The sequence below is a fragment of the Hymenobacter sp. UV11 genome, from assembly GCF_004684095.1.
Classification (GTDB): Bacteria; Bacteroidota; Bacteroidia; order Cytophagales; family Hymenobacteraceae; genus Hymenobacter.
The window spans coordinates 1-15,757 of the sequence record NZ_SRII01000030.1 but is presented as its reverse complement, the minus strand read 5'-3'; the positions used below and the strand labels follow the sequence as shown (position 1 = coordinate 15,757).

The 15,757-nt window shown below is 53.7% G+C and carries 23 protein-coding genes; 8 read left to right on the top strand and 15 right to left on the bottom strand.

Features of this window, described 5'->3' with window-relative positions; genetic code table 11:
* A partial coding sequence (locus E4631_RS26360) for a hypothetical protein (RefSeq protein WP_205704320.1) occupies window positions 1-307 on the bottom strand: 307 nt, incomplete at its 3' end.
* 62 nt (window positions 308-369) lie between these two features.
* Window positions 370-708 (bottom strand): hypothetical protein, encoded by a 339-nt coding sequence (locus tag E4631_RS25095; RefSeq protein ID WP_133657798.1) that lies wholly within the window; start codon window positions 706-708, stop codon window positions 370-372.
* A 1,664-nt stretch (window positions 709-2,372) separates the two neighbouring features.
* On the opposite strand from E4631_RS25095, the gene E4631_RS25090 reads away from it, so the two are divergent.
* Both E4631_RS25090 and E4631_RS25085 read left to right on the top strand, forming a co-directional pair.
* Complete coding sequence (locus E4631_RS25090) at window positions 2,373-2,801, top strand: hypothetical protein (protein ID WP_133657799.1); 429 nt, start codon at window positions 2,373-2,375, stop codon at window positions 2,799-2,801.
* Window positions 2,802-2,987: 186 nt separating this feature from the next.
* A complete protein-coding gene (locus E4631_RS25085; RefSeq protein ID WP_133657800.1) occupies window positions 2,988-3,338 on the top strand; it encodes a hypothetical protein in 351 nt (116 codons plus the stop codon).
* Window positions 3,339-3,397: 59 nt separating this feature from the next.
* On the opposite strand, the gene E4631_RS26865 is transcribed toward E4631_RS25085, so the two are convergent.
* Both E4631_RS26865 and E4631_RS25075 read right to left on the bottom strand, forming a co-directional pair.
* Entirely contained in the window at window positions 3,398-5,215 is a 1,818-nt protein-coding gene (locus E4631_RS26865) for a relaxase/mobilization nuclease domain-containing protein (RefSeq protein ID WP_135318672.1), read from the bottom strand.
* Window positions 5,212-5,610, bottom strand: coding sequence for a MobC family plasmid mobilization relaxosome protein (locus E4631_RS25075; RefSeq protein ID WP_133657783.1), 399 nt, complete (start codon window positions 5,608-5,610; stop codon window positions 5,212-5,214). The genes E4631_RS26865 and E4631_RS25075 overlap by 4 nt, the downstream gene beginning before the upstream one ends.
* 453 nt (window positions 5,611-6,063) lie before the next feature.
* Here E4631_RS25075 and E4631_RS25070 point away from each other — a divergent pair, with 453 nt between their 5' ends.
* Complete coding sequence (locus tag E4631_RS25070) at window positions 6,064-6,501, top strand: hypothetical protein (protein ID WP_133657784.1); 438 nt, start codon at window positions 6,064-6,066, stop codon at window positions 6,499-6,501.
* A gap of 32 nt (window positions 6,502-6,533) precedes the next feature.
* Here E4631_RS25070 and E4631_RS25065 read toward each other — a convergent pair whose 3' ends face one another.
* Window positions 6,534-6,803, bottom strand: coding sequence for a hypothetical protein (locus tag E4631_RS25065; RefSeq protein WP_133657785.1), 270 nt, complete (start codon window positions 6,801-6,803; stop codon window positions 6,534-6,536).
* Between the two features lie 500 nt (window positions 6,804-7,303).
* Between E4631_RS25065 and E4631_RS25060 the strand changes: the two genes are divergently transcribed.
* The 4 genes from E4631_RS25060 to E4631_RS25045 all read left to right on the top strand — a co-directional run bounded on the left by E4631_RS25060 (window position 7,304) and on the right by E4631_RS25045 (window position 9,141).
* The gene (locus tag E4631_RS25060) at window positions 7,304-8,218 is read left to right on the top strand and encodes a replication initiation protein (RefSeq protein WP_133657786.1); all 915 of its coding nucleotides are present in this window, start codon (window positions 7,304-7,306) and stop codon (window positions 8,216-8,218) included.
* Window positions 8,219-8,296: 78 nt separating this feature from the next.
* Entirely contained in the window at window positions 8,297-8,521 is a 225-nt protein-coding gene (locus tag E4631_RS25055) for a hypothetical protein (RefSeq protein ID WP_133657787.1), read from the top strand.
* On the top strand, window positions 8,463-8,915 hold the full coding sequence (locus E4631_RS25050) for a PIN domain-containing protein (RefSeq protein WP_133657788.1): 453 nt from the start codon (window positions 8,463-8,465) through the stop codon (window positions 8,913-8,915). The genes E4631_RS25055 and E4631_RS25050 overlap by 59 nt, the downstream gene beginning before the upstream one ends.
* Before the next feature lie 7 nt (window positions 8,916-8,922).
* Window positions 8,923-9,141: a type II toxin-antitoxin system prevent-host-death family antitoxin gene (locus E4631_RS25045; protein WP_133657789.1), complete on the top strand. Its 219-nt coding sequence runs from the start codon at window positions 8,923-8,925 to the stop codon at window positions 9,139-9,141.
* Between the two features lie 67 nt (window positions 9,142-9,208).
* On the opposite strand, the gene E4631_RS25040 is transcribed toward E4631_RS25045, so the two are convergent.
* From E4631_RS25040 to E4631_RS25020, 5 genes are all read right to left on the bottom strand, one after another.
* Window positions 9,209-9,709: a DNA-binding protein gene (locus E4631_RS25040; RefSeq protein WP_174805461.1), complete on the bottom strand. Its 501-nt coding sequence runs from the start codon at window positions 9,707-9,709 to the stop codon at window positions 9,209-9,211.
* Window positions 9,710-10,269: 560 nt separating this feature from the next.
* Window positions 10,270-10,695 carry a hypothetical protein gene (locus E4631_RS25035; protein WP_133657790.1) on the bottom strand — a complete coding sequence of 142 codons (426 nt, stop codon included), beginning with the start codon at window positions 10,693-10,695 and terminating at the stop codon, window positions 10,270-10,272.
* 6 nt (window positions 10,696-10,701) lie between these two features.
* Window positions 10,702-10,917, bottom strand: a complete 216-nt coding sequence (locus tag E4631_RS25030) for a hypothetical protein (protein ID WP_133657791.1) — start codon at window positions 10,915-10,917, stop codon at window positions 10,702-10,704.
* A gap of 192 nt (window positions 10,918-11,109) precedes the next feature.
* Window positions 11,110-11,718, bottom strand: coding sequence for a zeta toxin family protein (locus E4631_RS25025; protein WP_133657792.1), 609 nt, complete (start codon window positions 11,716-11,718; stop codon window positions 11,110-11,112).
* A complete protein-coding gene (locus E4631_RS25020; RefSeq protein WP_135318671.1) occupies window positions 11,715-11,915 on the bottom strand; it encodes a hypothetical protein in 201 nt (66 codons plus the stop codon). Before E4631_RS25020 ends, E4631_RS25025 begins: the two co-directional genes overlap by 4 nt.
* Before the next feature lie 280 nt (window positions 11,916-12,195).
* Here E4631_RS25020 and E4631_RS25015 point away from each other — a divergent pair, with 280 nt between their 5' ends.
* A complete protein-coding gene (locus E4631_RS25015) occupies window positions 12,196-12,471 on the top strand; it encodes a hypothetical protein (RefSeq protein WP_133657793.1) in 276 nt (91 codons plus the stop codon).
* A 205-nt stretch (window positions 12,472-12,676) separates the two neighbouring features.
* Here the strand turns inward: E4631_RS25015 and E4631_RS25010 are convergent, their stop codons facing one another.
* The 5 genes from E4631_RS25010 to E4631_RS26355 all read right to left on the bottom strand — a co-directional run.
* Window positions 12,677-13,030 (bottom strand): hypothetical protein, encoded by a 354-nt coding sequence (locus E4631_RS25010; RefSeq protein ID WP_133655940.1) that lies wholly within the window; start codon window positions 13,028-13,030, stop codon window positions 12,677-12,679.
* A gap of 360 nt (window positions 13,031-13,390) precedes the next feature.
* Window positions 13,391-13,693 (bottom strand): hypothetical protein, encoded by a 303-nt coding sequence (locus E4631_RS25005; RefSeq protein WP_133657794.1) that lies wholly within the window; start codon window positions 13,691-13,693, stop codon window positions 13,391-13,393.
* Window positions 13,694-13,881: 188 nt separating this feature from the next.
* Complete coding sequence (locus E4631_RS25000) at window positions 13,882-14,199, bottom strand: hypothetical protein (protein ID WP_205704319.1); 318 nt, start codon at window positions 14,197-14,199, stop codon at window positions 13,882-13,884.
* A gap of 130 nt (window positions 14,200-14,329) precedes the next feature.
* The gene (locus E4631_RS24995; protein WP_133657796.1) at window positions 14,330-14,692 is read right to left on the bottom strand and encodes a hypothetical protein; all 363 of its coding nucleotides are present in this window, start codon (window positions 14,690-14,692) and stop codon (window positions 14,330-14,332) included.
* Between the two features lie 804 nt (window positions 14,693-15,496).
* Window positions 15,497-15,757, bottom strand: a 261-nt coding sequence (locus tag E4631_RS26355) for a hypothetical protein (RefSeq protein ID WP_205704318.1), incomplete at its 5' end; no start/stop codon positions are given.

Here is a 15,757-nt window from a genome sequence, read left to right as displayed (position 1 = left end):
TGTGGTTTCGAACCCCCGGGTCGTCTTTGTAAGCGGCCAGCACCTCTCGGGCCAAAACGATTCTGTCGGGGCTACTGCTATCAATAGCTGAACCTAGCACCTGCGAAAGTAAGGGGGTTATAATCTCCACACCTGGTTTCATGGCTACCAGTAGCCGCATAGCTGTCAGATCATTCTCCGGGCCCGCCAGCGCCTGTTTCAAGTCGAGGGCCATTTGCGCTTGGTCCTGCATGACTTCGTACTGGCGAATGCGGTACTCCTCTTCGGCTTCGCACAACCGAAGCCATTTTTCTGAATAGGCCATCATATTTACTTTTCTACCGCGAGGGTGTCGGCGTTCACTGTAACGGTCCGAAAGTAAAGGAGGGTCTAACAGTGCTCCACACTGTAAGAAAGGCCTTTGCAGCATATTTCCTGCCCCAGGCGGCTGAGTGTCACCGTGTACTCCCGCAAGAAAGCATCATAACTGGCTTTGAACGCTACTTCGTAGGCAAAATCGAAAGCCAAGCGCTTCACCTCCGTTAGCGTGAGTTCTAAGCGGGTAATACCTTCAAACCCCTCGAAGACAATGGCCACGCCTCCGAGGGCATTGGGCGAAAGGAGCCAGCCCTCCTGCACGCTCGAAGGGGACTCGTAGCGGATGGACTTGATGAACACGTCGTCGCTATCAAAAAGAGCTGCTAACTGTGCTAAAGCCGAGGCATCCACTGGGAACTGAATTTAAAGACCGAAGGTAGGCCCGAGTATACCCAAAGGGTCGTTCCGCTGACCAACGCTAGCTTTGGCTATGGGCTACGAATATGGCTTCGTTTTCAGCTTACCTCTCCAACCACCTCAGCTAGAAGAGTTGCTGCACTATCTAAAAACGACTCATCCCTGGCTCTTGCTGTCAGCAGCACTAGGAGATGCAAGCGATGTAGTGCGCTACGCATATGAGACTTCGGGACCCCTCGCTTGGGACGAAGATTTTCTGGTAACAATAGACAGCCAGCAAGTCTATCTGCTCTTGCATACGGCGACCGCTGACCAAACGGCGCGGGTGCTCACGTGGCTTCGGCAGGGTGCCGCTGAGCTTGGGTTAGCCGGCTCAGTAGTAGAGTTATGAAGAAGCAGGGCTGCTTACTCTGCAAACAGCTAGAGGTTCAGAAAGTCCATTTCCGAGCGGATGGCTCAGAAAGTCCACCTTACATGCGTTTCCAGCGCGTGGCGGGGGGGTTGATAAGTCGAAAAAGCATGCATCATTAAGGTGCGCCTTTTTGATACTAGCTCCAGCTGGTAGACTCTAATTTGAACTGGCGACCTTGTGCAGAAAACGTACAATGGCTGCCCTGGGAAATGTCTGCTATTTAAAGAGCTGTTGCTAGAAAATCTTTGGGTATGATGAATAGGTTATGAAAGCGTACTATGCTTTGTTTAAGCTAGTTTGTGTCGTAGTTTTTCCGGCATGAAAGCCTTTTGCACGCTCTTGCTCGCCCTCGTAACCGGGAGTGGTTATGCCCAGCAATACCCTTCCACGCCGCCAACACTAACTCATGCCGACAGTGTAGAAATCCTTCACCAAGCCTTTCGCTCCTTCCGTCACCGGGACCACCGGGGCCTCGCACTGGCTGGAACGGTTGGGGTGACTCAGGTAATTGCGCTAACTTATAATCCGTCACCCACTATCCCCTTTAGAACAGGACTAAACCTAGTAGGCGCCGTGGGGTGCGGCTGGCTGCTGACAGACTACATTAGGAATTTGACCAAGCTCAGCAAGCGGCGGGAGGAAGAAGCACTGCAGCGCTTGGAGTTACACCAGCCGCAGCCGCAGTTTGTCCAGCGCCTAGTGATAGCCTATACTTCGGGGAAGCGGAAGCTGTAGAAACCCCTACTGCCAAAGGCGCTACTTCAGCGGCCACGCACTTGACTAAATGGGCTAAATGGGGCTTTTCGGGGCTTTTAGGCGTAAAAAAGCGTCCACTAGATGGCGCGCTCAACTTAATCCTGAAACTAGGTTAGACTGGAAACTGCTAATAAAGCAAGGTGCTAGCAGGCACAGGGGCTGTGGCAGAACCCATCCGTTCGCTCAAAAAACAAGTCATTTGTTGCGTAGAGACGGGAAAAATAGCTTGGCAGCAGATTTTGCAGCAGCATTTACGTTGGCTGTTACCGCGTTCGGTTCCCTAGGCTGAGCGCGACAACAGCCACATTCGTTTAAAAAAGCTTACGAGCTTGACAGGTAACATCCAATAATCTCTCTTTCAACGAATGACTATACTGGACTTAGACCTTTCTTAATCGTTCGTTTAAGAAACGTGACAAGCTCAGCTATAACATTAGTCAATCCCTCCTTAGGTCAAAAGTGGGATTCCGTTGAGTTCTACCTTTGTTAAGTGACTAAGATTTATTTAGATATCGACGGTGTGCTGCTTACAGCTAAGCATACCCAGGCAGCCCCAGGAGTGGCGGAACTGGTTGACTTTGTGACGAAGTATTTTGACTGCTACTGGTTGACTACGCACTGCAAGGGAGACCGGGCCACCGCAATACGATACCTCGCGTCGTACTTGTCACCCAGCACCTTAGCTCAACTCAACCACGCCGTGCAGCCCACTAATTGGGATGCGTTGAAAACGGAGGCTATCAACTTAGCAGAAGAATTCTATTGGCTGGAGGACCGACCCTTCCAGGCTGAAATCGCCCAATTGGAGGCGGCAGGCGTAGCGAACCGATTGCTAGTAGTGAATCTTGATGTGCCTCAGGCATTGAGCTTGATTCAAGCCACCTTGCAACAGGTACTGTCCAATGAAAAAAGTCATTAGCAAATAGAATTTCGGGGGCAGTGGGGAGGCAATTATTTTCCTGCTGATTTCTTGGAAAAGTTGATTAACATAACAAGTCATAGCGGACAAGTCTTGGAATCAGTGCGGGTTTCGTACTCGTCGCCTTGGCGATAATATTTTGTATTTTACTGTGTTAGAAGCTATGTTACCCTTTGTTTTTTCCCTATGTCCAAGATTCAACTCGCTATTCTCCTAGATGCTATGTGCTTGATGGCTGCTCCAGCCTCTGTACAGATACAGCCAGGTCAAGTATCAGCTGATGAAGTTGCCTTGGAGTGGGATAATGCTTGGCACGTGGCGAAGGGACTACGTGAGGAACGAGTAATACCTGCGGAAATCTATAATGCCGTTACGCAACTGAACCACGAATTAGGAGCTATCGAACCTTCCTCCAATTTTTGGTCAGATGATGCCCTTCAATCCGATGACCGCTGGGAGAATTTCCGCATTAGGGCTCAGGCTATAGTAGCGCAACTAACTGCTATGCAAACATTGCAAATGTTTGATAATCAATAAAATGATTAAATTTTACATATTGGAAACGACCCTCCTAGTACGTAAAACGCTGCTAGTACTCACATACCCCGCCCGCCATAGCCCTGGCTCTCGCCCTGCTCCCGTCGCTGCTGGGCCGCCCGTTGGCCGGGGGCCTGGCGCTGCGCTTGGTCGCCCGCGCGCTCCTGCACCTGGTAGCCCTCCCGACCCTGCGCCCAGTCCAGCGTGCGGCTCACCTTTTGCAGTTCGGTACTCTGCAAGCTGTACTGCACCACCAACTCACTCAGCCGGTTGCCGTGCGCGTCGAGGCGGTGGGTGAGCTGCGTGGTGGCTCCCTGACTCTTCAACGTCATTTGCAAGGCCTCGGCGCGGCCGGTCGTGTGTACCTCGTGTGCCGGCTCACTGACCAGCACCACGGCCCGGCGCTCGGCCTCCCGCTGCGCCGCATAGGCCGCCAAGCTCAGGGCCACTACTTCGGGCTGGTGATAGGCGCGGGCCTCGAAGCCGGGCACGGGGGCGGGTTTAGCTGCCAAGGCCGTGTAAATGGCAAACATGCGGTGCTCGTTGTCCGGGACATAGCGGCCCTGGTTGGCCAGTATCTCCAGCTTCTCCGTGGCCTCCCTGGCCTTCGCGCCCAGCCCGAGCCCGAAGAGACCTTTGGCCTGCTGCCGCAGGGCCTCCTCCTGCCCGAACGTATTGGCCACAGTTCGCGCATGGCTAGCTAGGTCCTGGACCTGGCGTTCTAACGCAAGTTGCAAGCCGCCCAGCCCCTTGGTGGCGGCCAGTTCCTGGAGCACGGTCTGCAAACCGGTGGCATCCGGAGAAGCCTTCAGATAGTCGCTGTAGGCCGTCACCTGCGCATTGTGCGCCTGAATGGGGACGTTGTGCTGCGCTACGCGCGCCTGATACTGCTGGTACTCGGCGTGCCACTTGCGCTCGACAGCCGGCAACTCGGCCGTTTTCGCGGCCTGCGCAGCCTGCCGCTGGGCCAACTGCGCGGCTTGCCGCTCTGCTTCCTGCACAGCCCGCCGCTCCGCTGCCTGGTGCTCGGCTTCTGCCCGTTGCCCGGCCAGCTGCGCGGCCACTTGCCGCTGCATGTGCGCGGCTGCCTCCCGCGCGGCGGTTTGCGCCGCCTGTTCCCGCGCGTGGTTCGTGGCCAGCTGCCGGTCCAGGCCGGCCAGGCTGTAGCCGCGCCCCAACTGCGAGCCTTTGAACACCGTCCCGTCCTTCTCGAAGCTGATACCTGTCACCTCGCCCGCCTTGTTGGCGAACTCGCGGGCGCTAATCTGCTGGGCCTGCAAGGTGGCCAGCAGCGCCGGCCGGTCTGTGGCTGTGGCCAGCGCTTGGTGCAGGGCCTGCCGCAGTTCGTGCTTGGTCAACTCCGCCCCTTGCAGCTGCGCTAGGTGCTGCTTCTCCGCCCGCAGTCCCTGGGGCGGGGTCAGCCCATACTCCTGAATCAGTTCTTTCAGCGCCTGCTTAGAGCGAAAGAAGTTTTGCCCGTCCTTGATGGTCTGCCCGTCGTCGGCTACCCGGTTGGCGATGATGTGCAGGTGCTGGTTGTCGGGCTGGTCGTGGTGCCGGATGATGGCGTACTGCGTCTTGTCGAGTCCCATCTTCTGCACGTAGCCCTCGGCGATAGCCAGCATCTTGACGCTGTCGAGCTTGGCCGCGTCGTCGGGGTTAAAGCTCAACGAGGTGTGCCACACGGCTTGCCCGAGGTTGGGATTCAATTGCCGGCCCCGGTTAAAGTCCGCGCTCATGTGGGCCGCGCTGTCAGAACGCACGCCCACAGCTACCAGCACCTCGGCCTGCTTGTCGCTGGGCTGCTCCTTGCGGCCCTCGAACTGGTAGCGCACCACTCCGCCGAAGCTGCGCCCGATGGTCGTCCGGCTAATCATACGACGCCCGCGAAATAGTCTAGCAGCCGGTCCAGCGTCGCGGCCTGCGCCTCCACCTCCTGGGCCACGGCGGCGAACCCGCTTTGGTGCGCCCGCTTGCTCAGTTGGTTAAGGTTATTAGCCATTCCGGCCAGCTGCCGCAAGTACCCGTCCTGCGCAATAGTGAGCTGCAAAACCGGCCGCTTGCGGGCCTTCACGCCGGCCTCTACTAAGGGCCGCACGAACTGCGAGAGCGGCTGCCGCACCGCCGCCGCACCCGCTTCTAATTCTTCATAACGGGCCAGAGAAACGTGCGTGGTTACGCTTCTTAGCTTCTCCCCTGGCTCCTTTTTAGGCCGCCCACCTAAACGCTTAGGCTTGGGCTCTTCTGCTGAATTAGGGGCTATCTGACTCATAGAACAGAGGTATTAGGGCTAAGTCTTTTGGCGACGATAGGAGCCAAAAGCAAGACGTTTTGCGCTAGTAAAACCTGTCTTGCTCCCTAACGTAAGAACATACGGCAAAGGGGGCACCAGGGATGCGGGCGCACTAGCTCCCTAACGTAAGAACATACGGCAAAGGGGGCACCAGGGATGCGGGCGCACTAGGGCTAAGGCTACCACTCCCCACTGCCCCCAGCAACTGCCGTATGATAGCTAAAAAGCTAACTACTTGGAAAGCTGTAGCTAATTAGCTTTTTATTTTCAGTGTTTAGCAGCTTTTTATTTCTAGCTTTTTAGCTTTTTAGCTTTTTAAGTAGATAAGTATAAAATAACAAAAGGGAAAAAGAGAGTAGCTAAACTTGCTGGCTTGTATGCTCGTTCAAAGCTGAAAATAGTTTTTCTTTTCCTGATCTTTACCCTACCCTCATGGCCGACAAAACCCCCCATCCAGAACTCGCTGATTACCTGCAATCCATCAGCCAAGAGCCCCTGACTGCTTTCCCAGCGGCCGACTCGGCTTCGGTAGCACCTGGCCCGCACCTACCCGCATCAGATACCCCGTTGGCCCCTGCAGTGACGCCTATGGCCCTCGAAGCCCCCGAACCAGCTCCAAGTACCTCGGCGACTCCTGCGTCGCCTCAGCCGCGTCCGTTGGCCTATTTTACCACCCCGGCTAAGGAGGTCACCAAGAAGCAAAGCGTGTACCTGCCCGTCGAGCTACACCGCGCCCTGGCCACCGTCGTCAACCTGCCCGGCGTCGAGGTGAGCCTGACGGACCTGCTGGCCAACATCGTGCAGGCCTGGCGCGACGACCACCGGGCCGAAGTGCGCAAACGCTACCGCGAGGGCGAGAAAGGTATTTAGGTGTGTACCTGGGCAGCTGGTTAGCTAGACAGCTAGCCGACACGCTCGATGCGTACGTAGTTACAGTGAGGGCAACGCAGATGTAGATTAAAAATAGCTTCGGGTAATACCGCGGCAGAATCTACTTCGCCTTGGTACAGCCGGGAGCCCCACATAACCCCAGAACCCGGCACGGTCGCGGTGAGGAAATCACGCCCTACAGCGCGCTCAAACGCCTCTGGGCTATAGAGTTCAATCTGGTAGAACTTGACAAGGAGGGTGCCTAAAGGCGTGTCTTTGAGACGGAAAACATGGTCAGCCATGATGCAAGATACCGTGGCGTTGCGCTTCGGCACAAGCTTGGTAATCTCAGGCTCAAGGTAGTATATAAGCTCGTTAATAGATTTTATAAGCCTTTAATTACTAATAATATATGCTTAAAATGCCGCCGCCCCAGTGTGCGAAGCCTTTTTGGTCTTTGCTCTTTTTTTTGGCTGTCGGCTAATTCGATTCCGCGTCAACTGACTTTCTGAAAGCCCTCGCCTGCGCGTTCAAATACTTGTGACAATTCTTTTTCATTACTTGTTATTTGGGGGTGTCGTAACTACTTGATTCACAGTGTCCCCAGAGCACCAAAGTTGTCAAAAAGTTCGAATAGGTTGTCAAAAAGTTCGTGAAAGTTGTCAAAAAGTTCGTGAAATAGGGGTCGAAAGTTGTCAAAAAGTTCGAATTCCGTGGCTGAAGGTTGTCAAAAAGTTCGTGAAAGTTGTCTATGCAAAGTTGTCAGGATTTTTTATACGACAACTTCAGTAGCTTTGCCGCTATGAAACATGCTCTTTCCCTGCTTGACGGGGCTACTCTATGGCAGGACAATGCGCTGACAGTGGCCCGTTACGAGATGACTGCTTTGGAGAAGAATATTTTATATATGGTTATGGCCAGCATCAAAAAAGAGGATGCACCAAATACACTTTACCACGTCTCCGCCAAAGAACTGATGACGCTCACAGGCGAAACGATTAAGGTGGCCGACCTACAGCGCGCCACTAAGCGCCTCATCACCCGTTTTTTTGAAACAACGCTGCCTAACGGGCACTTGCTTCAAGCGACGTTTGTAGCATCCGCCGAATACATAACCGGCCAGGGAATCATCGAATTGGAGCTAAGCCAGAAGGTACGGCCGCTGTATGTGGAGTTGAAAGAGCGTTTTACCACAATGCAACTGCACGCTGCGCTAACGCTGAACAGCAAGTATGCCAAGCGGCTATACGAGCTGTTTTCTATGTACAAAAACCTGCCTGATAAGTCTTTCCGTATCAGTGTGCAGGAGCTAAAAGAGCGATTGGACCTCATTGACCCCAAAACAGGTAAGGACCGCTACGAGAAATGGACCCACTTCAAGAACCGGGTACTGGACCCTTCTGAACATGAAATCAATGGGAAAGCTGACCTCTCATTTAGCTACACACCCATCAAACAGGGCCGTAGCGTAACGCAAATTGATTTTACCGTCCAGTACCACCCTAAGCAGCAGATAGTGGCGTACGAAGGCCCAAATGCAGCCGCGTTTGGGCGGCTTACCGCCCATTTCGGCCTGCGCCAGGACCAGGCTCACAAAGTATTGGCTCTGCACTCCCTGGCCGACATCAACCGACAACTGCACAAAGTCCAGCTGCGGGTTCTCAACAAAGAGCTAGAAAACGTTGGGGCGTATACAGCCAAGCTTTTTGGGGTGTAGGCCAAAGCGCCCTTTCTTTTTTGCTAATGTGCGCTAGCGCCTATACCGTCTATTCATTTTCAATTACCTTTCTCACAGATGATTACCTCCACATTCCCCGAAACCATTCCCCCTCTCCGGTGGGGGCAGCTCACCTACTACTCCCCGGCCGATATCAAGCGCTGGGGAGTGCAGCACTTTCTGGACACGGTAGCCCCTACGCAGGCGCTGCCCATCCCCGACCTGGGCTTCACCGCCGAGGAAAATGCCCGCATGGACGAACTACTGCGCGAAGAGCGCGCCGCTGCTGCGCGTGGTCTTTGATACGAACGTCGTCATCGCGCACTTGCGTCGCCAGCAGCTGCTTCCGCTGCGGGCGGTGCTGCCCTTTGCCGTGGTAGGCGAATTGGAAGCCTTTGCCCTCAAAGCCGATTGGGGCTACCAGAAAGTAGCCTTCCTGCGGCAACTGCTCGAACGTTACCCTCTGGTGGGCTTTGTGCCCGAGTTGGCCAGCTTGTATGCCCGCCTTGACGCCTACAGCCAAGGTAAGCTGCGCGGCCAGCCGCTACCGGCTGGGATGAGCGCCCGCAACATGGGCAAGAACGACCTCTGGATTGCGGCCACGGCGCTCTACCTGGACCTGCCGTTGCACACGGCCGACAACGACTTTGACCACCTCCCGGCCCTTGGCCTGGCCCTGGTTAAGGAACCTACCTAACCACCGTATGAGAATCACGCTGGAAGTACCAGAGCACCGAGCTGCCTTTATGCTGGAGCTACTGCGCAGCCTGCCCTTTGTCACCCTTCGGGGCCGGGCGGCGAAGGCAGTAGACTTGGATGAAACCGCGCACCTGTTATCCTCCCCTGCTAACGTAGCGCGCTTGCGAGCTGCTCTCGAACGTGACAAACTGGGTCAGTATGAAACCCATTCATTACCAGATTAATACCCGCGCTGACTAGTCACTTGATTAGTCAACTGACTAATCGGGTAACAAAGGCTGTTTGTCACCTCTATAAGCCAAATAATCGCTGCCATAGGCCCTTCTTACCAGGCGCTGGTGCTGGGGGTAACTGCAATACTTCGGCAGGTTCAGGCAGCCGCTTTTGTAGCTCACCCAACTGCTCATTCTGGCTAAGTAGCAGTTCCTCAATGCGTCCGATGCGCTGACTATTCACCTGACTAGTCAGCGCGTTCAACACGTCGTTTTGCTCTAGCAGGCGGTGTTGTAGCTGCTGAATCGTCTGGTCTCGCTCAGCTAGTTGTTGTTGCAACTGCGCCACGGTTGGTCCTGATTCTGGCTCACTGATGACTGGCAATTGCTCGGTGGGAGCGGGGTATTGCTGCGCGAGGAACGTCTGACTAATCAGATACGTGTCACCTTTTGGGGTTTGCTCGACCTGGATATGACTAGTCTTTACGTGCTGTTTGACTAGTCGCCGAATAGTCTGCTCAGACTTGTTAACCTGCTGAGCTGCTTGCTTTATGGTTAAAAATGGAGAAGTGTTTTTCATACAATGCGTGACTAGTCAGAGCCCGCAAAGTAAACACGGCCGCGTCTTATTCAACTTCTGCTTGACTAGTCACCGATTAATCCGTGACTAGTCAAGCACTTACTGCTCTTTAGCTGCCTAATCAGCGCGCATCAAATGAATAATGAGGTCTGGGTAACTCCTTGTTGGTTGAGTAGAAAGCACTGACGGCATAACAGCTGCGGCAGCTGCTCCCCCTTCTTCCGGTCCATAATACCGCGTTCCGAAGCGCCGCACCGTTCGCAACGGGCGCGATTTTCACCGTGCTGGGGGCTCTCGGGGTCAGTTGCGGTGTGCTCTTTATTGTGACACAGCCGGCAGATTAGCGTTATCACGCCTACCGCAATCAGCTCAGGGGCGGGGGTGTCATATAGTTGGCCGTGGTAGTGGTAGGTAAGGTGGTGAATATCCCACTTGGGGCCATTCGTGCCAATAGCCAGCTTACAAGATTGACAGACGCCCTTGAAATGGGCGTACACGGCTGGCCGGTTTGCCTGGTGCCAGGTGCATCTTTTTTGTTTGGAAGTCATTGCCCCAACAGCTCACCCTAAGTCCTCGTCACTACCGGCCAATGCAGCGACTACCAGCTTTATAACGTTCTTAAGCTTAGTCGCTTCCTTTGCCTGGGGATGTTCCAGCACCACCAAAATAGCTCGTAGCCGCTTGCGCAGCTTATAGGCTTTGTTTTGGTGGAATTTTGGTTCAGCCAGCGCCGTCACCAATGCCTGTTCCAGGCGGTGCGATTTTTGGCGCTCCTGCTGCAACTGGCTGCTGACAGTTTCCAACTCCTCCTGAATCAGATTGCGCTCCCGGCGCAGGGCATCCGTGTGGCTCACCTGCGGGGTTTCGTTGTAGAAAACGGTCGCTAGGTCAAGGGCCTGACTGCCAGCGGCCTCCAACGTGCCGGCCGCTAGCAGCGCGTCCTTGGCTCGCTGAATGTGGCCGGGGGTAATGGTGGGGGCGCTCATACCAGGTCAAAGCGGCGGCTGCAAGTGGCGTTTAAACAATATTACTTGCAGCTGGCCCGCTGCCGTTTTCGGTGGCCCAGGGTTGTGGCCCTTTGCCTCTTCAAAGGCGTGGATGGCGTCGCGCAGCACCAGCAGCCGGTCGCAGTTGGCTTCTTCATCGGTGGCCAGCGTCCGGAATTCCTGCACGGCGGCTTGGTGCTCGGCTTCGGTAGTCAGCGTCACGGTCTTGGGAACTAGAACAAAAGGGAAGGAATACGACTATTCAGGGCCTCCCATATCGACGAGGCAAACGAACTCGTATAAACTCTGTAAATCAACGCTATACTCTCCACCAGATGCCTGGCATCGACTTTTCCCGGTTGAATACTATTACCTGGTAATTAGACAGTAGGAAGAGTTGGGTACTCAGGTGGGTCACGGCAGTTGTACGAACCGCTCGCGCTGCTGAATGTGCCGCACTACGCCGGCTGCCCAGCTGGCTGGCGCGGCTTGCACTTCCCGCACCTTCCCTTTTCCAATGAGGGCCGCCGTTTGGTAGCCAGTGGCTCGGTCGCTATTGTCCACTAGCCGGATACGGTCAAACAAGAGATACTGCTGCTTGAGCAAGGATAGGGACTGGTGGTAGCGTTGCTCGATGATGGCCGAAGGCACGTCGTGGCCGCCCTCCCGCACTCGCTGCTGCACCCGATAGCGGCACTCCTGCACCGAGTCCAAGCTCACATAGACCAGTTCTACCCGGTAGCCGGCAGCCTTTGCCCCGTTAATCAGCTTGTAGTTGTCCGCCGTGGCCAGGTTACTTTCTATCGAAAAGGAGACCTGCGCGGCTAGCAGCTCCCTGATTCGGGCCGAAGTAATCTCGGCTACCTCGAAACCGCTCAACTGCGGGTGCTGCTGCTGAAGTACATCGCCGTTTACCTGCTCCAGGGGCTGCTTCGCGGTTTCCTGAAAGCGCGCAAACAGGGTGGATTTTCCGGAGCCGTTTGGACCTCCGAAAATATGTAATACGGGCAGCTCTTGGCTCATTTACCGCTCACAACCGCCTGCAAATGAGTTACTGACAACGTAAAGTCAGTTGACTCAGCGACCGTTAGCGGTACCGAAAGCAAGGAACCTGGGCGAGCCTGGGCCGCAGCGGCTTTGGCGCGCACCTTCGCCATATTGTTGCGGCGAAATTCCGGCGTGTCTATCGTAGTCAGGAAATTAGTCAGTTCGGATTCCATCGCCAAGAGCTTTAGTATACTACTAGAACAAAGATACCGCTGGGTAAGTAGCAAAGAACGCCGCTTCTTTTCCCTACCGTTTTACCCTTAGCAACGCCTTATTGACAAAGCGCTAATCTCACCAAGCAGCTTATCACCTTGTTGGGAAGACTTCAGAAAGCGTAACCGTCGCGTTTATAACCTTTATTAAACGTGCGTTTAATAAAGGTTATAACCTCAGCGCTACTTGCTAATACAGCGTGCGATAGTTTGGCACCACTCCCTATTCAGCCTATTACTTATGGCCCTAGATATCTACTGGAAGGAATGGCAACACGAACGGTATCTGGGCAGCCTAGAAATCGATATGCCCTTAGACAGCCTGCTCCATGAGTTTGGCAAACTCACGGGTATTGTCATTGACCCTTATAGCAACAATAGACTTCATCCTACCCTCTGGCTCAGGTTGCAAGTGCTGGCTAGCCAACGAGCCTATCCAATCCAGCCGTTTAAGGAAATTACCGCCGGCTTCCCAGCGGATCAGTCAAATGGGATGCTCCTACTGCGAGGAGACTAAACAGAGCTCAACGCGATAGGGCTGCTCGGAATCTTGAACCCAGCCACAGGTTTTAGGGCTTGTCACCTTTCCTAAACGGTCGTGGCTAACAGGTAAAAAGCCCTCTTGCTCGTCTTTTTACATGTTGTGAAGGGTGGTTTATAGTATGTAAAAAGGACTTACACTTTATCTAAACCACCGTTCAGATGAACACAGCAAAGGCTACTTATTTTGCATTATACAAGTCGTGCAGGTATCCCACTTCTTCGTTGGGAGAGAGCAGCACGCTTTCTCCCTTTCGGCGATAGCGCAGTTCAAAGTCTCCGCTGTTGCTCTCCACTACGCGAACGCCATCGAGCACGCATAAAAAGCCGAACAAGGCGTCGTCGACCGCTTGTTCGATGACTTGGGTGACCATGTGCTTGTCCGAGTCGGATAAGGCCGTATGCCACGTCGAAAGGGCTACCAAGTGCTTATCAGGTGAGCGGCCAGGGACGTGGTGCAGCAGTGTTTCAACACTATTGACCGAAGCATTACGAACAACTTCTTTCACAACATCAATGAAGGTTTCCGTGGTCATGGCTTCGCGTTTGAGTGGATATCCTGTAAACGGGCCTACCAAAGTACTACGCGCCCTTTCGTCCACTCAACGCTCCTTTCGCTGAAGAATAGACATCCGGTGGCAAGCTTGCTTCTGTAGCGCGAGGCGTTTAGGAAACCCTTCTACGAATCAACGTTCACAAAATAGCCATTAAGAATGCGTTCTGTAAGCATCCCTAGTTGAAGCTACGTCCTCGCCAAAGTACCACGCCGGCCGCACCCCGGCCGGAAGCCAAAACCCGCACGGATTCCGGGAAGTGTCCGAGAAGACTTCTTATGTAAAGTGGCTTTTCCAAGGAACCAGAGGAAAAAGAAGCCGCCAGCTACCTTGCCTAAAATCCTATTTATGCTCAATAAGGGCGAATACTTTGGCAGGAATCTCTACATCTTCCGGCCTCGACCACAGACCCCAGAAGTCGATGCCGGTTTCATCGGGTAACAGCAAGTCCCATTTCTTCAAAATCTCTTCGGCATCCTCGCCAGCATTCATGCACATGTGCGTTCGGGGTGGGGGGCAATACTGGTTCCACATCCCAACAAGCACTCCCAGAGCATGATACAATTGGGATTCACGTTCAGCCAGTTGCACACGTAAAGCCTCGTTTTCGGCTTGTAAGGCCGCAATGCTTGGGGATGTTTCCATGCTTCAAATTAACCCAATCCGCGCCTTTCGAGCTCCTGCCCCAGAAGGTGCAGCTGTTGAGCTTGTCACGTTTCTTAAACCTTGATTCGTAGACGCGTTTCTTAAACTCGACCTGCCCATTGGGACCAGCTGGCCACCAGGTGGCGGGCTAGTTTTTGTCGTTCACGGAAAAGAGCGTTGTTTTATGACTACTTCTTGAGTTGGTTTTGCCTGAACCTCGCCAATTGCTTTAGGGTCGGCATTTTCCAATAGGAAAGGTCTGCCAGGAGCCGTTCAACTTCGTCTTGGTCCTGCCTCTCGTCCAATTCTTGGCTGTATTTGCTGCCAATCAGGTGGCGTAGTTGGGCCGCTTCTTTGAATACGGCCGGTGAAAACACGTAAGCCAATGCCCAAGCCCGGTCCTCGGCATTATCGGAGTACTGGCTCCCAATGCGGTCCAAGCCCACGACAAGCTTGTTCATAAAAGCTAGCACTTGGAACGCTTCTGGTTCGGTTAATTCTCGCATGGGCGCAATAGTACTCACGTCCAGTGAAAGGGTGATTTTTGGGCTTTGTCACATTTTCTAAACGAACGTTTAACCAATGTGACAAGCATAAGCAGCTAAAAAAAGAACTATAGCAGGCACTTACTGAAAGCTAAGTAGACCTAACAGCATAAATATTATCGTCGTGCGTACAGGCTAACAGCCACTGCTCTTGTAGGGATAGAATCCACAGGTCTAGCCCAACCCCACCCTTTGGATTGAGCCGCTCAGCCAAGAATACCTTCAACTGTTGGCCATCTGTTTGATAAGCGCGATTCAGATAGTCGTGTACGGGATGCTCATACAGCACGTAATACGTGGCCGCATCAAGTAGCAGTTGCTCAAATACAGCCGCCGTTGCGCGTTCCCGGCTATCTGTGAGCTGCCCCTGCTGCCAACGCTCATGCGCCGTGGCTAGAAGAGAGTTGGTAAGAGTTATCCCGAGGCGTGGAGTTGGAAAGACATCGCGTTTCATCTGGCCCAAATTAATTACCGCCAGAAAGGTGCAGTAGCTGTTGCAGAACCCTCTTAAATCGGGGCTTCTCTTTGTTTAGGCGGGAAGTCTTTTAGGCTGCCTCCTAATCCAGCGCTGATGTACTAGCCCATAGAAAGCACCCGCGCCAGCCCAACTACTAGCCTCCTGCAAGCGGCTACCACTAAAGACTGGAAAAGTTGGGCTAGCCCATATAGGCGCGGTTACCGCGGCGGCTAGCCCGGCTCCTAGTACCGGTAGCAACCAAGACCCAAGGGACCACCGGCGAGACAACGCTGCATAAGCAGCTACAAAAGGCAGATAGAGTGCCCAGCCATAAAAAAGGCTGTATACCAAGCAGTACATGAACTGCTGATAAAAGCTGGGAGCCTTACGCACGGCAAGCAAAGCGGCTCCTACCCCAAGAGCGAGCAGGAGCAACAGCGTCGTTTTCACAAAGGAAGACACGGTAGGTTCGTTACAAGGTATACTAGTGGGGTGAGGTGTGGTCTAATTAACGCACAGAGTTTTCTATAGTGGTGTAGCACGCCACAATTAGCTACTATAATCTCCAGGGTAATGGTCCGAGCCATCCAAAAAACGCTCGTTTTCCAGACTAGCAACCCATCCAAAAAACGGTGCGGCAAAACGGCCTCAAAAACCTGCGTTTTTGGGGCCTTTAGCGGGGGGGCGAGACTAGTCCAAGAAACGAGCGTTTTTTGGATGTTTCGAAGTCCTAGAAACGCTTTTATAAAGACGTTTCCGAAACGTTGACCCCGTTCAGTAAAAAGCGGGAAATCAAGCGCCTTAAAAAACGTCGCTTATTTCCTGAATTTCTAGATTGTCACTGGTGCGACAAAGCGCCAGGAAAGAGGTTAGCTCTTCTCTATAATTCAACCGAGTATACAGTTCGGCAATGCGCCAATAATGCCATTCGTCAGCATCTAGGTAGCTTGCTACCATCGTCTGGATGTGGTTTCGAACCCCCGGGTCGTCTTTGTAAGCGGCCAGCACCTCTCGGGCCAAAACGATTCTGTCGGGGCTACTGCTATCAATAGCTGAACCTAG

Excerpts from the sequence above, each read along its gene's own strand:
- E4631_RS25085 (WP_133657800.1), top strand. The coding sequence starts at position 2,988 with ATGTCCAAGATTCAACTCGCTATTCTCCTAGATGCTATGTGCTTGATG.
- E4631_RS26865 (WP_135318672.1), bottom strand. The coding sequence starts at position 5,215 with ATGATTAGCCGGACGACCATCGGGCGCAGCTTCGGCGGAGTGGTGCGC.
- E4631_RS25075 (WP_133657783.1), bottom strand. The coding sequence starts at position 5,610 with ATGAGTCAGATAGCCCCTAATTCAGCAGAAGAGCCCAAGCCTAAGCGT.
- E4631_RS25070 (WP_133657784.1), top strand. The coding sequence starts at position 6,064 with ATGGCCGACAAAACCCCCCATCCAGAACTCGCTGATTACCTGCAATCC.
- E4631_RS25065 (WP_133657785.1), bottom strand. The coding sequence starts at position 6,803 with ATGGCTGACCATGTTTTCCGTCTCAAAGACACGCCTTTAGGCACCCTC.
- E4631_RS25060 (WP_133657786.1), top strand. The coding sequence starts at position 7,304 with ATGAAACATGCTCTTTCCCTGCTTGACGGGGCTACTCTATGGCAGGAC.
- E4631_RS25055 (WP_133657787.1), top strand. The coding sequence starts at position 8,297 with ATGATTACCTCCACATTCCCCGAAACCATTCCCCCTCTCCGGTGGGGG.
- E4631_RS25050 (WP_133657788.1), top strand. The coding sequence starts at position 8,463 with ATGCCCGCATGGACGAACTACTGCGCGAAGAGCGCGCCGCTGCTGCGC.
- E4631_RS25045 (WP_133657789.1), top strand. The coding sequence starts at position 8,923 with ATGAGAATCACGCTGGAAGTACCAGAGCACCGAGCTGCCTTTATGCTG.
- E4631_RS25040 (WP_174805461.1), bottom strand. The coding sequence starts at position 9,709 with ATGAAAAACACTTCTCCATTTTTAACCATAAAGCAAGCAGCTCAGCAG.
- E4631_RS25035 (WP_133657790.1), bottom strand. The coding sequence starts at position 10,695 with ATGAGCGCCCCCACCATTACCCCCGGCCACATTCAGCGAGCCAAGGAC.
- E4631_RS25025 (WP_133657792.1), bottom strand. The coding sequence starts at position 11,718 with ATGAGCCAAGAGCTGCCCGTATTACATATTTTCGGAGGTCCAAACGGC.
- E4631_RS25020 (WP_135318671.1), bottom strand. The coding sequence starts at position 11,915 with ATGGAATCCGAACTGACTAATTTCCTGACTACGATAGACACGCCGGAA.
- E4631_RS25015 (WP_133657793.1), top strand. The coding sequence starts at position 12,196 with ATGGCCCTAGATATCTACTGGAAGGAATGGCAACACGAACGGTATCTG.
- E4631_RS25010 (WP_133655940.1), bottom strand. The coding sequence starts at position 13,030 with ATGACCACGGAAACCTTCATTGATGTTGTGAAAGAAGTTGTTCGTAAT.
- E4631_RS25005 (WP_133657794.1), bottom strand. The coding sequence starts at position 13,693 with ATGGAAACATCCCCAAGCATTGCGGCCTTACAAGCCGAAAACGAGGCT.
- E4631_RS25000 (WP_205704319.1), bottom strand. The coding sequence starts at position 14,199 with ATGCGAGAATTAACCGAACCAGAAGCGTTCCAAGTGCTAGCTTTTATG.
- E4631_RS24995 (WP_133657796.1), bottom strand. The coding sequence starts at position 14,692 with ATGAAACGCGATGTCTTTCCAACTCCACGCCTCGGGATAACTCTTACC.